13 protein-coding genes are annotated in these 16,903 nt (G+C 41.7%); 11 read left to right on the top strand and 2 right to left on the bottom strand.

Annotation, left to right across the window (positions count from 1 at the left end; translation table 11 throughout):
- Nucleotides 1-284: 284 nt before the first annotated feature.
- From CSD97_RS17500 to CSD97_RS17475, 6 genes are all read left to right on the top strand, one after another.
- The gene (locus CSD97_RS17500) at nucleotides 285-2,555 is read left to right on the top strand and encodes a pyocin knob domain-containing S74 family peptidase (RefSeq protein WP_098032816.1); all 2,271 of its coding nucleotides are present in this window, start codon (nucleotides 285-287) and stop codon (nucleotides 2,553-2,555) included.
- Nucleotides 2,556-2,557: 2 nt separating this feature from the next.
- A complete protein-coding gene (locus tag CSD97_RS17495; RefSeq protein ID WP_098032815.1) occupies nucleotides 2,558-3,712 on the top strand; it encodes a hypothetical protein in 1,155 nt (384 codons plus the stop codon).
- An 8-nt stretch (nucleotides 3,713-3,720) separates the two neighbouring features.
- A complete protein-coding gene (locus CSD97_RS17490) occupies nucleotides 3,721-4,020 on the top strand; it encodes a hypothetical protein (RefSeq protein ID WP_098032814.1) in 300 nt (99 codons plus the stop codon).
- Nucleotides 4,007-4,237 (top strand): hypothetical protein, encoded by a 231-nt coding sequence (locus tag CSD97_RS17485; protein ID WP_098032813.1) that lies wholly within the window; start codon nucleotides 4,007-4,009, stop codon nucleotides 4,235-4,237. The genes CSD97_RS17490 and CSD97_RS17485 overlap by 14 nt, the downstream gene beginning before the upstream one ends.
- 52 nt (nucleotides 4,238-4,289) lie before the next feature.
- The gene (locus tag CSD97_RS17480; protein WP_098032812.1) at nucleotides 4,290-4,721 is read left to right on the top strand and encodes a DUF5675 family protein; all 432 of its coding nucleotides are present in this window, start codon (nucleotides 4,290-4,292) and stop codon (nucleotides 4,719-4,721) included.
- 67 nt (nucleotides 4,722-4,788) lie between these two features.
- Nucleotides 4,789-5,211, top strand: coding sequence for a hypothetical protein (locus tag CSD97_RS17475; RefSeq protein ID WP_098032811.1), 423 nt, complete (start codon nucleotides 4,789-4,791; stop codon nucleotides 5,209-5,211).
- Between the two features lie 296 nt (nucleotides 5,212-5,507).
- Here the strand turns inward: CSD97_RS17475 and CSD97_RS17470 are convergent, their stop codons facing one another.
- Nucleotides 5,508-6,188 (bottom strand): queuosine precursor transporter, encoded by a 681-nt coding sequence (locus CSD97_RS17470; RefSeq protein WP_005831504.1) that lies wholly within the window; start codon nucleotides 6,186-6,188, stop codon nucleotides 5,508-5,510.
- A gap of 622 nt (nucleotides 6,189-6,810) precedes the next feature.
- On the opposite strand from CSD97_RS17470, the gene CSD97_RS17465 reads away from it, so the two are divergent.
- The 5 genes from CSD97_RS17465 to CSD97_RS17445 all read left to right on the top strand — a co-directional run bounded on the left by CSD97_RS17465 (nucleotide 6,811) and on the right by CSD97_RS17445 (nucleotide 15,410).
- Nucleotides 6,811-10,044 (top strand): TonB-dependent receptor, encoded by a 3,234-nt coding sequence (locus tag CSD97_RS17465; RefSeq protein ID WP_009038188.1) that lies wholly within the window; start codon nucleotides 6,811-6,813, stop codon nucleotides 10,042-10,044.
- A gap of 15 nt (nucleotides 10,045-10,059) precedes the next feature.
- Nucleotides 10,060-11,850: a RagB/SusD family nutrient uptake outer membrane protein gene (locus CSD97_RS17460; RefSeq protein WP_022402014.1), complete on the top strand. Its 1,791-nt coding sequence runs from the start codon at nucleotides 10,060-10,062 to the stop codon at nucleotides 11,848-11,850.
- Nucleotides 11,851-11,877: 27 nt separating this feature from the next.
- Nucleotides 11,878-12,813, top strand: a complete 936-nt coding sequence (locus CSD97_RS17455; protein WP_057282059.1) for a hypothetical protein — start codon at nucleotides 11,878-11,880, stop codon at nucleotides 12,811-12,813.
- A 12-nt stretch (nucleotides 12,814-12,825) separates the two neighbouring features.
- Complete coding sequence (locus tag CSD97_RS17450; protein ID WP_016274290.1) at nucleotides 12,826-13,953, top strand: glycosyl hydrolase family 18 protein; 1,128 nt, start codon at nucleotides 12,826-12,828, stop codon at nucleotides 13,951-13,953.
- Nucleotides 13,954-14,129: 176 nt separating this feature from the next.
- Entirely contained in the window at nucleotides 14,130-15,410 is a 1,281-nt protein-coding gene (locus CSD97_RS17445) for a hypothetical protein (RefSeq protein WP_034522666.1), read from the top strand.
- Between the two features lie 80 nt (nucleotides 15,411-15,490).
- Here CSD97_RS17445 and CSD97_RS17440 read toward each other — a convergent pair whose 3' ends face one another.
- Nucleotides 15,491-16,816 carry an outer membrane beta-barrel protein gene (locus CSD97_RS17440; RefSeq protein ID WP_035448858.1) on the bottom strand — a complete coding sequence of 442 codons (1,326 nt, stop codon included), beginning with the start codon at nucleotides 16,814-16,816 and terminating at the stop codon, nucleotides 15,491-15,493.
- Between the last annotated feature and the right edge of the window lie 87 nt (nucleotides 16,817-16,903).

The following is a 16,903-nucleotide window of genomic DNA, read 5'->3' as shown; positions in this document are numbered from 1 at the left end:
ATTTTTATATTGGAATCAAGGGGGTAGGATTATTTTAGCACAAGGGGGCAGAATCGCTTGGTTTTAGGGGGCAGCTTACACTGGATTTTCCAGATGGTAAAGCAGCAGTTTCGCATACTCATACTATTGCTAATATAACTGATTTACAAACAAAATTAGATGCTAAAGCTGATAATACTACATTAACAGCACATACTTCTAATTCAACTATACATATAACAGCAGCAGAACGTACTAATTGGAATGTTGCATTTACTAATAATCATACACATTCTAATAAATCAGTGTTAGATGGTATCACTTCAACTAAAGTTAGTAATTGGGATGGTATAGTTACTAATTGGAACAAGGCATTTTATTTTGATTCTGATAATAATTTAAGGGTTAAATTAAATTTGATTGGAGAACAAGAAGTTGCAGCGTATGGCAGTGGTGCTACAGGTGAAAGTAGTGGTGCAATAACAATTGTGGATGCACTTACTTCAAGTGCAACAGATTGTGCATTGAGTGCTAATCAGGGTAGAGTATTGAAATCTCTGATTGATAGTAAAAGTAATGTAAGCAGTTGGAATGACTTAACGAACAAACCTTCGACTTTTACGCCATCAGCACATAATCATACAGTAAGTGATATTACAAATTTATCAAGTTTATTAGATGGCAAAGCAGCAAGTAACCATACTCATAATTATGTAAGTACTGTTAAAGTTGGTACAACGAGTTATGCGGTCAGTGCTAATACTGTTACACTTCCTGTATATCCAACAATACCCAATGCCTTAAAGAATCCAAATGCGTTAACCATTTCATTAAATGGTACTTCTCAAGGTGCTTATGATGGTAGTGCAGCAAAGAGTATTAATATAACGGCAGCAAATGTTGGTGCAGCCTCTTCAAACCATACACATAGTTACTTGCCATTGGCAGGTGGAACGGTAACAGGTTCATTAAATTCTACATTTGTGAGCAATACTTGGATTAATGGTGTTAGCAATGCGGTATTGAACTGTAAATATAGTGGCTATGGTGCTATCCTTAATGCTCCTGTAAAGGACGGAAGAGTAAGTATTAGTACATATCCATCGAATGATAATATATTATATTTTGGATATGCAAAAAACACTCAAATAAGTGCAGGAACAAATTCATTAAACACACAAATGAAGTGGGATGCCGCCAATAATATATTGTATTGCGGTACATTTAGTGGTGGCTTGGATTGGAATAATATAACAAACAAACCTTCAACTTATACCCCTGCAAGTCATACCCACAATTATGCTGGTTCAAGTAGTGCAGGTGGTGCAGCAACAAGTGCAAATAAAGTAAACGGTACTTTAACTTTTGCAGGTGGTGCATTTGCTGCAAAGTCATTTAATGGTAGTGCAGCAGTTACAGTTAACGTGCCAACTGCAACAAGCCATTTAAGCAACAATTCAGGTTTTATTACAACAGGGGCTACAGTTGCAAAAGCCAATCAGTTGACAACAGCACGTACTATTAATGGAACAAGTTTTAATGGAACTTCCAATATAACAACAGCAACTTGGGGAAATGCAAGAACATTAACTTTAACAGGTAATGCTTCGGGGGCTGTTTCAATAAATGGTGGTAGTAATGTAACACTATCTGTTTCAAACAACTATGCAAGTAATGCAGATACGGTTGATAATTTACACGCTACAGCATTTGCAAGGGCAGACCAAACGCAAGCAGTTGACTTAAATACGGTGAACGGAAAAGGAATAATGACAAATGCGGCTAATGCAGATGCAACAACAGCACGCCATTATCCAATTGCAGAAGCAGGTACATTATTTTATGGTACTGCCGCTTATGGTTCTGCGAATCAAATCTATGGTACATTTAATAGTAATAGGTGGTTCGCAAGAGGTGGCGGTGGTAGTACTACTGCAAAAACTGCTTGGAAAGAGTTTGCATTTAAAACAGATAATGTAGCTTCTGCTACCAAATTGGCTACAGCAAGAAGTATTTGGGGACAAAGTTTTAATGGTACAGGTAATGTTAGTGGTTCTCTAACATCTACCAATTTTCTATTAAATGACAGTACAACTAATCCATATCTTAAATTAGTTCTAAATGGTATAAATTGGTATTGTCAAGCATATAACGGATATATGTATTTGGGAAATGGTAGTACAAATAGCATTAGAATAGATTCAACAGGTAATTTGTATTCACCTAAAAATATAGTTACGGTAGGTGAAGTTACTGCATATAGTTCTTCTGATAAGAGATTAAAAAAGAACATTAAATCAATTACTAATTCTTTAGATATAATTGAAAAATTAAATCCCGTTCAATTTAATTGGAATCAAAAAGCAAAAGGACTAAATAAAGAAAAGGATGAAAGGAATAACTACGGATTAATAGCCCAAGAAGTTGAAGAAATTCTTCCTGAATTAATACATCCAATTTATGATAAATACAAATCAGTGGATTATGAACAATTGATACCTATTTTAATTCAATCTATTAAAGAATTAAAAGAAGAAGTTGATACACTAAAGAATAAAATAAATAATGAAAAATAGAAATGGCACTTCCAAACACAGGAATAACAACAAATATAATCGGAACAACATTAGGTACAAGTACTAGAAATGTTGGTGCACTATGTTCTTCTTCATTGATTAACCCATATAGCCGATTCAAGCCCGTAAAATGGTTTCAGAAGGACACTACAGCAGGAATTACAAATTGGGAAAGAAGTAATGCTGGTAATTATGGTATATCAGTAAGAACTTGCTCATTGGCTTCACCAACTGATTTATCAAACACTTCTTATGCGTGGAGTTATGACAGACCATCAGGCGGACGGGATTATCCGTACAGGATGGGAGATTTTAGAGGTTATGAACATACTGCACCTGTAGCATTTTCTTCTTCATTACCTGATACACTTCCATATACCGATATTACTATACCAAAAACCGCAGTAGGTGCAGGTGGAACGTACAACGTTGGATTATATGATATTTTAGGGGAATCACAGGTTTATGCAGGTGTTAAAGTACAAGCCTCTGATGGTTCTTTTTATTGGTATAGTACGCTTGCAGTAGGTGCAAGACCCTTAATGCTCGATTTTAATGCACCTCCTTTTTATCAGAACACCAAATTTTTGTCAAATATTGATGTGAGTTTGTTTTTATGCAATTATTATCAGACCTCTTGGGCAAGCTCTTATCCAACAAGTGGTTTTAAGTGTTGGCAACCAATAACTACTATCAGCAAGCATTATGACAGGCTGCAAGGCAATCCGTCTGGACTACCTTCTGCAAATATACAAATGGGTAGTATTTCACCAACTAAAGTAACTTGGAATGAAAGTAATAGTGTTACTATTGTATTGACAGTGACAACAAAAAATGGACTAATACCAAAATCAGGAATCCAAATAAAAGTGACAAGCTATTTGGATTACACAAGTTCACTTTATTACGAGTATTCTGCAAATCCATCAAAAAGCAGTGAGGTCGGATGGAAAGACAATGGAAATGGTACTTTTTCTTCAACTCCAATTACAGTATATGACACCTTAATCTTAAATAGTAGTGGCAATCCCATCAAAGGCACTACACCTCGTAGTGCTTCATTACAGTTTTGGGAAAAAATGGTTATTTCAACCAAAACCTACTACACGACATTTGGTGGCACAAATACCAAAGGAATAACGTTAATGAAACAATAAACAAAAAAATGAATACACAAATACTTAAACACATTACAAACTACACAATTTCCGCTTCAAATGAAGAAGGAATTAAATTGGAAGGTGATTTTTCAATTAATACAGAAAATAAAATTGAAAACTATAATTCTACAATTTATAATGCAGAAGGTATATTATTAGGTAATGCAAATTATAATGAGTATGAAGACAATAAAGTCAATTATAATTATAATACTCAACCTGATTATAAATTAACCGTTATTACATTGGTGGATAAATCAATAACAGACATTAAAACAGAAGTAAGTAAAAATGGGTTGGATTAAAGATAATAAGACTGAAATACAATTAATCACAGCAATGTTATTAATACTATTTGGTTGCACCCTTATAATGATGGGCTTTTGGGTTTATCCATTGGGCGTAATACATAATAGTATATTAATTGCATTCGGTGAAATGTTAACTTTTGCAGGTGCGGTTTTTGGTATTGATTATCATTACAAGATGTTATTGAATAAGAAAAACAAAAAAGAGGAATAATAAATTGAAAGGTTCAATTCGTTGAACCTTTTATTTTTTAACACACTAAACAATGAAACTAAAATTAAAGAGAATATACAGAGGAAACACATATACAATAGGACGCTTATACATTGATAATGAATACTTCTGTGATACATTAGAGGATAAGGACAGAGGATTAACTTCTTATATGTCAGAAGAAGAAATAAAGAGTTTAAAGGTATATTCTGAAACAGCAATACCAACTGGTACATATAAAATTGAAGTAACCTTTTCACGAAGATTTAAAAAGAAAATGCCTGTATTAATAGGTGTAAAAGGGTTTAGTGGCATTCGCATACACAGTGGAAATGATGAAACACATACAAGCGGTTGTATTCTATGTGGATTTAATAAAGAAAAAGGCAAAGTTGTAAATAGTAAAGTTGTAACTTCTAAGGTATATGCTTTGATTGAAAATGCAATAAATAATAATAACGAGGTTGAAATAACCATTGAATAATCATTTAATCAATTCATTTTAATTATATTTGTGCCATAAGAGTATTAACTATTAAAAAAATATAGTTATGGCACGTAAAGCATTAACAGAAGAAGATAAATTGAAAGTTATCAATGAAAATTTAGCTGATTTTTCAAAAGGTAAATCGCAAGAAACAATTGATAAATTCAATGCTAAAGACGTTGATAAACGTTATACTGCTATTGTTGGCTTCCTAAGAAAACAAAATAAACCACAAAAGAATGAAGTTACTGAAAACATTTCATCACTTGATGTCTTGGGAAAAGTTTTAAAACAGACTACAGAGACAGGCGAATTAACTGCTTTGAAATTAACTCTCCAAAATTTTATCGAGAGAATTGAAAAGAAGATTGAAGATAATAAGACTAAGGATGAAATTAAAAAATTGGAAGTGGCAATTGAAGCTATTAATGCCGCAGGACTTGATGCTACGGAGGCAGAGGCAAAGCTTGCTGAATTGAAGAAGTAAATACTATATAATAAGAAAAAAAGGGGGTAAAAGTACCCCCTTTTCTATTTTTATATATTTAACAAATCAACAAAAAAGGATACAAACAGACACTAAACACTTATATATAAACATTTTACAATAAATTCTTGAAACAAAATTATCATAACCAATAGTAACCACCAAAGCAGTGTCCCTATTCATCTTGTTAAAAGCCTCTCCCCTTGCCCTCCCCCGTAGGGAGGGAAACAGAGAGGGCATTGCTAATTATTTGTTTGACATAATAACTGATTTCCCCTCACTACGGGTAAGGGGCTTTAAATATCGCCTATTTTCCATACTTTATAGGAGATGCCTTCATCATAGACATCACTACCGTCTATCCGCTTAATAGCTTTTACCACACGGATAGTCACAGGCAGTATCAATACCTCGTACATGGACTTCAGCAGAATCTGGATACACATCATCACCAGCAACTCCCGCCATGCAATGATTCCTCCGAACGCCACCGGAAAGAAAATCAACGAGTCTGCCGTCTCACCAACCACCGTCGACCAAATGGCACGTGCGGAGAAATTACGCCCGTTGCTTGCCAGTTTCATGCGGCTCATTACGTAGGCATTCAGAAAAGAGCCCACCAAGAATGCCGTCAGACTGGCTATGACAATACGGGGCGCCATTCCAAAAACGAAATTGAAATGCGCGGCACCATCCCAGAAAGGGGCGGCAGGCAACGCCACGGCTATCAGTCCCAGCATTACCACAAAAAAGTTCATGGCAAAACCGCTCCAGATAATCAGGCGGGCTTTACGAAAGCCCCAAACCTCGGCAATGCAATCGTTGATAATATAAGAAATCGGGAAGACCAGCAATCCGGCTGTTACGGTAATACCAAAAACCTGGATAACTTTAGTCTCAAGAAGATTGGCTGCAATCAAGCATACATTGAACAGAATGCCCAGCAACATAAAAGGTACAGATACTTTTTGTTTCATACTCCTGTTTTTTACGTGGTGTTCTAGAATACACGACCGCTATTCACGGCATCATACATTTTAAATCCGGTTGCAAAGGTACAACAAGTTTTGCAAATGAACAAACAACATATATTTTAACTAAAACCCAAGCAAGACAAAGCTCCTTTTTTTTATTCGAAGTAATTACAGACAGTGCATATTTAGTTAACGAGACTTAAATAAGATTTTCCAAACCAAGAATATTATTTACAATAGTTTTAAAAAACACAAACCAACAGCATAAAAATCAATATATTAACTGATTTTAGCACAAAATCAAAAACATGCAACCAAGTTTGCTCTCAAACAAGATTTCATTCACGCAAATTTCTTAAGCAAATAAAATAATGGACAACATATTTTAATACATACGATTCTATATTTTAAATAATGAAAATTAGGATTATATTTGATAACAACAATCCGGAAGCTCTGGAAAGCACATTGATATTAACCAAGAATATACCATATTATATATAGTAACCTTAGAAAAACAATGAATGCCTATGATTTACCCGAAAGCCCCAAGACACTATTAGTGTCATCTTCTATTCAACCTATTTATTTTGAGATCCATTAGCTTAAACAAAAAACATCTATTATGAATGAAAATCGTAAACGAGGAACATCGAACAACAAAATCCTCACAGCAATTGCCATCGCCTCCCTATTTATAGGAAGCAGCAAAATCATGGCAATAGAGACCTACTCGGAAAATTCATTCGGAGTGACAGAACAGATGCAGGCACAAACAGCCCGCGGTATCATTGTCGACCAGAATGGAGAGCCTATCATCGGAGCAAGTATCTTGGAAAAAGGTACTACCAATGGAGTTACCACCGACTTATACGGTAAATTCTCGCTAAACGTAAAAAGAGGTGCCACCCTGGTCATTTCCTACATCGGTTATAAGACGCAGGAAGCCAAAGCAGATGCCAACATGAAAATCACCCTTACAGAAGATTCCGAACTACTGGATGAAGTAGTTGTTGTCGGTTACGGTGTACAGAAAAAGAAACTTGTCACCGGCGCCACTGTACAAGTAAAAGGAGAAGACATAGCCAAGCTGAACACTGTGGATGCCCTGGGCGCTTTGCAGAGCCAGTCACCGGGTGTCAACATCACGCAGAACAACGGCTTCCTGGGTTCGGGCTTTAAGGTGAATATCCGCGGTATCGGTACTACCGGAACCTTCTCCCCGCTTTATGTGGTAGATGGAGTTGCCAACGGTAGCATCGACGGACTGAACCCGAGTGACATTGAATCTTTGGACGTCTTGAAGGATGCCGCTTCTGCCGCCATCTATGGTGCGCGTGCTGCCAACGGCGTTATCCTGATTACCACCAAACGAGGTAAAACCGGCGTTGCCGAAGTCAGTTACGACGGCTATGTCGGCGTGCAGAACCTTTACAAAATCCCTACTATCCTCAATGCCCAAGAGTACATGATGATGCAGGATGAAGGCCGTGTAATGGACGGATTGAGTCCGTACAACTGGGCGACCTATATTCCGGAAAGGGATTTGCAGGCCATACAGAACGGAACATGGAAAGGGACAAACTGGCTGAAGGAAGTGCTGAATGAAGATGCATTGGTACAGAACCACGCAGTCAACATCACCGGAGGAACAGACCGTTCCAGATATGCCATAGGTATTTCATACACCAACCAAGAAGCCACCATGGGAGTTCCCGGCGAATTTCCAGAAATGAACCGCTACAACTTCCGTGTCAACTCGGACCACGTAGTCATGAAAAAAGGCAATCTTGACTTCTTGAAAGTGGGCGAAACCATCAACTACAAATATTCGCAAACGCAAGGTTCATTCGGAACCGGCGGCATTTATTGGAACGGAGTGCACAATATGCTCATCATGAGCCCGTTGATGCACCCTTACAATTCAGACGGGGGCTACTACCTCTATGCAGACCAGGAAAAGGATAACTACAAATGGGATATCTCCAACGGAGCCAATAAAAACCCGATAGCTTATCTGGACTACTATATGAACCAGAACCTAAGCAAGTCCCATTACATGCAGAGCAGCTTCTATGCAGAACTGCAACCCATCAAGAACCTGCGTATCAAGAGCCAGTTCGGTTACATCATGGGAGCCTCCAGTTATCGTTCCTATTTGCCGAGATTCGATTATCTGAGTGCGTCACTCAACAACGCAGAAGACAAGGTTACCCAATCCATGTCTATGTATAACCGTTGGTCATGGGACAATACAGCCAACTACATCTTCAATATCGATGACCACAACATCGACGTCCTGGTAGGTCAGAGTATTGAAAAATGGGGTATGGGAGAAGAAATGAGCGGTTCAGCCATAGGCTCAAACTTCTATGATTTCAAGCACGCTTATTTGTCCAATGTTCCATTGACCGCCAACAGTGTGTCCTCCTTGACTGGCAAACCTAACGGGGAAGGTTCCATCGCCTCCTTCTTCGGACGTGTCAACTACAACTATCAGGAGAAATACATGGCTTCTGTCATCATGCGTGCGGACGGTTCCTCCACTTTTGCCCGCGGACACCGCTGGGGATACTTCCCTTCAGTATCCGCAGGATGGGTTATCAGCAACGAGTCCTTCATGTCAGGAATCAAATGGCTGGACTTCTTAAAGCTACGCGCTTCCTGGGGGCAAAACGGTAACTGTAATGTATCTACTTTCCAATATCTTTCACTGATAACTTCCAACAACGGATATGGCGGTTATACGTTCGGCGACTCCATGGACCTCATCAGTACCGGTTCATACGCCTACCGACTGACCAACCCGGACCTTACCTGGGAAACACAGGAGCAATTGAATTTCGGTATCGATGCACGCTTCTTGAACAACCGCCTGGGCTTTGAATTCGACTGGTATAACAAAAATACCAGAGACTGGCTGGTTACGGCTCCGGTACTCTCTTCCTTCGGTGCCAATGCAGTGTCCGTCAATGGCGGTAATGTAAAAAACACGGGTATTGAAGTAGGACTCCACTGGAACGACAACATCGGAAAGGATTTCCAATATGGAGCCAACCTGACCCTTGCTCACAACAAGAATGAAGTGACCAAGATTGCCAACAAAGACGGAATCATCCACGGTAGCGGCAGCGTTCTGTGGGAAGGAGCCGAAGAGTGCTTCCGTGCTGAAGTAGGCAAACCCATCGGCTACTTCTACGGCTACAAGAGTAACGGCATATTCCAGAACCAGGAACAGATAGACAACTACAAAGGTCCGAAACTGAACGGCGACAAGACACAGCCGGGTGACGTAATCTGGGCAGACACCGACAATAGCGGTACGCTCGATGCCAATGACCGTACTATGATAGGTAACCCGAATCCCGACCTGACAATGGGACTTTCCCTGAATGCCAGCTGGAAGGCCATTGACTTCTCAATCACTACTTACGGCGCATTCGGCCAGCAGATTCTGAAGTGTTATCGTGACTTCTCCTCCTCACCCTTGAATAACTATACAGCAGAGATATTCCAACGCTGGCACGGCGAAGGTACGTCCAACAAGTTCCCGAGACTGTCCAGCGCTTCCAGCTCCAACTGGAACAGAGTATCAGACATTTACATCGAAGATGGAGACTATCTCAAGATAAAGAACATCACTGTGGGATTCGACTTCAAGAAAGCATTCAAGAAGTTACCGGTACAACAGCTGCGCCTGTATCTGACCGCACAGAACCTCTTTACCTTCACCGGCTATTCCGGTATGGACCCGGAAATCGGTTACGGTGGCGACGATTATGGTTGGGCATCAGGCATCGACCTGGGCTACTACCCCAGTGCACGTACCTATATGATAGGCTTAAATGTAAAATTCTAATTAACCGAAGAAATTATGAAAAAGATATTATTCATAGCATCAGCAATACTGATTCTTCTTTCAGGATGCGAAAACTTCCTCGATTCGGAACTTTTGACCGAAAAGACAACCGCCAACTTCCCGGAGACAGAAAAGGATGCCCAAGAGATGGTGACGGCCATATACGCCCATCTGTTGTTTGAAAGTCCTGAAACCTCTTCCCAGTATTACATTGCCCAGTTGGCAGGTGACGACTGTCTGGGAGGCAACCTCTCCTACTCCAACAACTGTGCCACCAACTTCCTTATGTACAGTGGCAATCTGAATACATTTGCCGGTATCTGGGACCGTTGCTACACCCTTATCAACCGTGCCAACAATGCCATCAACACAATGGAGAATGTGAAATCATGGTCCAGCGAGAGCGAACGTAACCGACTTTTCGGTGAGTCCTACTTCCTACGTGCCATGGCTTATTATGAGCTGGCACAAGTCTTTGGCGGAGTTCCTTTACGCACCACACTGGAAAGTACCAACCTGCCGCGTGCATCCGTAGACGAAATCTACACCCAGATTGCAGCCGACTTGAAAAACGCTATCGAAATGATGCCGGCAAAGATTTATCCGAAAGGCTCAGACATGACCGGACACGCTACAAAATATGCTGCCGAAGCCATGATGGCACGTGTATTCCTTTTCTATACCGGACGCTACGAAAAAAACGAGCTCCCCAACGGAACTACCAAAGAGGAGGTCATCTCTTGGATAGATGACTGTGTAAACAACTCCGGTCATAAACTGGTGTCCGACCAACGCAACATCTGGGCCTACACCAACGATGCTACCGAAGACAATACCGAAGGGTTCCGTTACCAATACGTTATCAACCATAACCTGAAATGGGAAGGAAACAGTTCCGACGAAACTTTATTCGCCAACAAGCATAACCTGAAATCCGACTGGACCTATACCTGGTTCTCCAACACATGCGCGCAATTCTATTCACCGTCTGCCGACAACTATTCCAACAAAGACAGTTATCCCTTCGGCACCGGTTGGGGAGCTGGCCCTGTATCTCCGGCTATGGTCAACGAATGGAAAGACTGGGCCGCCAAGCAGACCTATACGGACGGTTACAAGGAGGATCCCCGTCTGACCGGTTCCATATGGTCGTACAAAGCACTTGATCCGAATGTTGCCGGCAATGTACTGATGGACTGCACCATGGACGAGGGTGAACCGGAATATACCGTATCCTATCGTTACTATGAACAAACCGGCTATTTCCAGAAAAAATACATCAATATCAATTCCTACAATGAAGGCAAAATCGAACCTTTCGGCAAGCAGATGTTCCCCGGAATATCTTCGCAGACATCCCAACAGCTACTCCAAATTGCCGACTTGATTCATATCCGTTTTGCCGACGTTCTGCTCATGCAGTCCGAGCTGAAACAAGACGCTACGGGTCTGAACAAGGTACGTGCCCGCTCCCACTTGGCTCCGGTGGCCTACTCCCTGGAAGCCATCAAGCAGGAACGCCGCTGGGAACTTGCATTCGAGTCCATCCGCTGGTGGGATATCCTTCGCTGGTCGGGTCCTTCGCTTGAGGAAGCCGGTGACATACTCAACAAACAGACCGGGTTCAATATAATAAATGCCGCTACGGTGGTACCGATGGTCAAATTCGACTATAAGAAACGCCTACAAGCAACCCAAGGCTACTGGCCCATTCCGCAAGACGAAATCGACATCTCCAATGGAGTCCTTGAGCAGAATCCAGGCTGGGATGCATCTGCCCAGTTCTCGGATTGGAACAATATGTAAGAGTATTAACCTATAAATAAAGACAATATGAAAGTAACAAAAATATTGATAGCAATGCTTGCTTCAGCCTTCATCGTTACTGCATGCGATCCTATCGAAGACGAAGACTTGCGAGACAAATATGTGACTGATGCCGGTACACCCATAACCAAGGAGGCATTACAAGCCGCCATATCCATTACCCAACCCTTCCCCAACCAAGACGGAGTAGTGGAAGGCGACCAGTATATCGCCCTGAAAAACTCCCGCCCGGACATTGGCGGTTCATGGCACATAGAATGGGGGGGCGAAGGAAGTAAACAAAGTAAGACTCTGGTCACGGACAACGCTACGGTCATCATGGAGTCCAATGCGGACTATTCCATCTACTATATGGGCATTTCCGCCAATCAGATTATCAAGACAGAGCCGGTTGTAGTGACTGTGACCAATGTATTCGACGATTGGTCCACTTACTTCACCGGTGCAACCGACAAGAGTGACAAATCTGCCAAGAAGACCTGGAAATTCCGTGAAGTCAGCTGGGGTTCCGTCTGCAATATGGGGGCTCATGGAGGCTGGAAATATACCAGTGCAGGCTATACTCCCGAATCAAATTTTGCCTGGTGGGCCAATGTCACTGCCGCCGAAGCGGGAGACCAGTCCATGGTATTCGAATTCGACGGAAACAAGATGAAAACCTATGATGCCAGCGGAAACCTGAAGGCAGAAGGTACTTTCTCCTTCACACACGAAAAACCGGAAGACGGAGTACTGGGTGAACTGATAACAAGTATCCCCACCATCGGAGGAAATTATGACGACAACGGACAAAGCGTAGGCAGCAACAAATTCTGGCTGCTGACACTGGATGAGAACTATATCACAATCTATCATCCCGGCAAGTATAGCGGTGGTGTGGATTGGGACGACAGCGGCTGGTATGCTTATTTCAAGACTGAAGCAGAAACCGATTCTGAATAATATGCACTCTCTATGAAAAGGAAACTGCTATTTATAATAGCTACTGTCTTTCTAGTAGCCGCATGTCACAATGACGACTACATGCCCGGACTGCCAGCTCCGGGAAATGAAGACAACGAGACCGAAATGGCCGAGCAGGTTGCAGGCCGGGTTGCATTGGGCTACGTCACTTATTATGGCACATCCATACCCGATGCCAAATACCTGACCCACATAAACTACGCTTTTGCAGAATTATATGTTAAAAACGGAATTTATGAAAAGTTTGGCCTGCAAGGTGATAAATCCCGTTTTGATAAGGTAAAGAAAATAAAGAGCCAGTATCCACATGTGAAGATATTACTCTCTTTTACCAATAGCGTTTCCAATACTGACAATTCCCAGGACGGAGGTTTCTCCGCCCTGGCGAAGAGTCCGGAAATGCGCAAGCAATTCGCACAAGACTGCAAAGCCTTTGTTTCGAGTGAGGGCATAGACGGTATTGACATTGACTGGGAATTTCCCGGTATGACCTTCGGCAGCAATGCCTATGACGAGTTGGTAGATGTGGAAAACTTCACCCTATTGATGAAAGACCTGCGTGCAGCGTTGGGGCAGTCCACCCTATTGACCTATGCAGGTTATTGCATGGACAAGCGTCCCCAAGGCGAAGGCTATAAATATATTGATGTAAAGGCCGTAGACCCGTATGTAGATTTCGTCAATATCATGGCCTATGATCTGGTTGATGCCCCCCAGCATCAATCAGCATTGAACAAGCCAAGTAATTACTGGGACTGCCAGCGTTCCGTAGACGAATACCTGAATGCAGGGGTATCTGCCGACAAATTAGTGTTGGGAATTCCGTTCTACGGAAGAGCCGATTTCAATGCCGGCGGCAGCATCAATTATCGGGATATTCTCAACCTGAGTAAGGATGACGGCTATGTCATCGAAAATTGGGATACAGAAGGCAATGTCCCCTATGTCACCAAAAACGGCAGTTTCTACTGTGGTTACGACAATCCCCGCAGTATTGCCGCAAAAGGTGAATGGATATTAAAAAATGGCATGAAAGGCATGATGTTCTGGGATTATGAAGGCGATGACACCATGGGAACCCTACGCAAAGCGCTGTGGAATGCCGTCATGAAAAAATAAGTAACTTAACACACATTCTCAGGAGGTTATTCCGGAAATTAGGGTAAGGGTAATTTTGCATACGATCTTCATTCAAGGCAAGAATACTGACGGAATAACCTCCTTTCCTCCTCCAAGACTACAAAACCTTTTTTCATTTAAGTTGTTGAAAGCACATTCATCAAAACCTAACTTAAATGAAAACAATCTTAAAAGCAATGTTTCTGTTGTGCGTAGCCGGACTTCCCTTGTCCACTATCCATGCACAAAAAAAAGAGATCATCGATGACGAAGCCCCCAACGGCATTGTCATAGTTACCATCGACAAAGCGGGCGACGAGATTATCCGCATCATGAATGAGTCACAATTGCCTTACATCCATGACCCGAAAGCTCCCCGCTTCCTATTGATGGACAAACAAGGCAAATTCGCCCTGGGTATCGGAGGGTATGTCCGTGCCACCGGCGAGTATGATTTTGGAGGTATTGTGGATGATATTGACTTTGTTCCTGCCAACATTCCAAGCAGTAGTAAAATCAAAAATCAATTTCAAATGGATGCCAGTACGGCCACTATCTTTCTGAAATTAGTCGGACACACCCGGCTATTGGGTGACTTCACAGTCTATACAGCCGGAAATTTCCGAGGAGGAGACAAAACATTCCAGCTACGGAATGCTTATATGTCATTCCGAAATATAACGGTGGGATATACTTACGGCGGTTTCATGGACTTAGGCGCCCTCCCCTCCACCATTGACTTCCAGGGGCCCAACGGTGCCACGTTCTACCGCGCTACACAATTGTCATATACTTATAAAGGGCTGAAAGACTTTCGTTTCCAAGCTTCCATCGAGGCGCCTGCCGTTGACGGCACAACAAGCAGCCAATTCGAAATTGCCCAGCAACGCATGCCGGACTTCACAGCTTCGGCACAATACAGTTGGAACAGCAGCAGTCATCTGCGTGTAGGAGGTATCATCCGCAGCATGACATATACCAGCACGGAAAGGGACAAGGCTTCCAGCGTCACCGGATACGGTGTACAAGCCTCAACGACCTTTAACCTCGGTAAAAAATGGCAGGCATTCGGACAAATCAACTATGGTAAAGGTATCGGGCAATACCTGAATGACATCAGTAATCTGAACGTCGATATTGTCCCCAATCCCGAAAAGGAAGGCAAAATGCAGGCATTGCCCATGCTGGGCTGGTATGCAGGTCTACAATATAACATTTCTCCAAAGGTATTCCTTTCAAGCACTTACAGCATGTCCCGCCTTTACTCTGAAGACGGTTATCCCAACGACCTGCCAAGTACCTACCGCTACGGACAGTATTTCGTAGCCAACGTATTCTGGAACGTAACCCCGAACATGCAGGTAGGCGCTGAATATCTGCGTGGCTGGCGCACCAACTTCGACAATTCCACCAACCATGCCAACCGTATGAACCTGCTTGTACAGTATTCTTTCTAATCCAATATAAAATAAGAAAGAAGCCGCCTCAAATCGATATTTGAGACGGCTTCTTAATATATAAAGGTAGGATTGTGAAATCAGAACTTATAGTCAACACCAAGACCAAACACTTTATTAGTACGGCTATAAACATTCTTGGTGGTTTCACTTATCTTCTTTGTATAATCATCATAGTTTGTCCAAAAATAGGCTATATTCATAGTCAAATGCTTTGTCATTTTGATGGCAGCACCAAACCCCAGTGAATAAGAGTCACATGAAAAACTTATATCACTCTGAAAATCATCAGCCAAGCCATAATCTGTACGCTGATAACCACCACTGATGGTCAGCTGTTTAGCTATATCCCATTCTGCACCAATCAAAATTTCATGTGTGCCATGCTTCAACGCTTTCTGCTTATCATTGGCCATCCCTGCCGCTTTATCAAAAAAATGGTGATATTCCAGCGTTGCACGAAGCGTAGGAAGGAATTCATAACCAACAGCTGCAGTCAATAATGCAGGGATATCACTCGGAGTATTCACACCATCCTTATAGTCAGCCAAAGGATTCCCTTCATCTCCCATAGCAGTTCCCATTGCACGCACTTCAGCTTTTTTGGTTTTATTTTCGAGATTAAGACTTGTCATAAACTCGTACTTCAACCCAATATTCCATTTGCCCAACTTCACATCAGCTCCCAAGATAGGGGTCAATCCCCAGCCGGTCTGGTCGCAGTCTAAATCGATACCAACCAATTCCATGCCACCATAAGTAGGAATATTACTGTGCGCTGTTGCAGTCAGAAATCCTTCATACCCACCGGTAAAATAATTCATACGTCCACCGGCAAACACACCTAACCAATCATTAACTTGATACGACAACCCCAATTGCACACCATAAATAAACTGGCTTCCATCCATTGCACTATTGATAGAATACATATTGGGAGTGATTTGACCACCCGAAATAGTATGGATTTGTCCCATCACCATTGAATCGAACATACCCAAACCATCATCAAACGATGCCTTACCGCCACCACCTACAACAGCAAAGCTACCGGAAATAGTCCAGTCTCCTTTTTTATATGCACCTTGAAAACTAGGAATGAAAGGAGCAGAAGCTTTTCCTTTATAATAACGTGTATTCCCATCTTCAATAAACAAGGGAAATGTCGCTTTTATGTTACGGGTCTGATAAGCACTTTGTCCATTCAAAGACAAATAGAGACCATCTTCCGGCAAGAAGGCCAAACCGGCCGGATTAGAATAGACACCGTCAATATCAATAGAAGCACCACGCGCTAACATTCTAAGAAAAGATACATGCTGATTTGTATTTGTTAAGATACCACCCGCAAAAGTTGGAATTGAAACGATTAACATCGCAATGCTAATCAACGAAATTTTTCTCATCTAAATCTTTTTTAATTGTTTTCGGGCGCAAAGGTACAATAATATTGCACATGAAAAAGAATTTTGTGCATAAAGTTATCCTAATAT

The sequence above is a fragment of the Bacteroides sp. AR29 genome, from assembly GCF_900217715.1.
In the GTDB taxonomy this organism is placed as follows: Bacteria; Bacteroidota; Bacteroidia; order Bacteroidales; family Bacteroidaceae; genus Bacteroides; species Bacteroides uniformis.
Note: the sequence above shows the minus strand (reverse complement) of the source record. Positions and strands in the feature narration are given on the sequence as shown.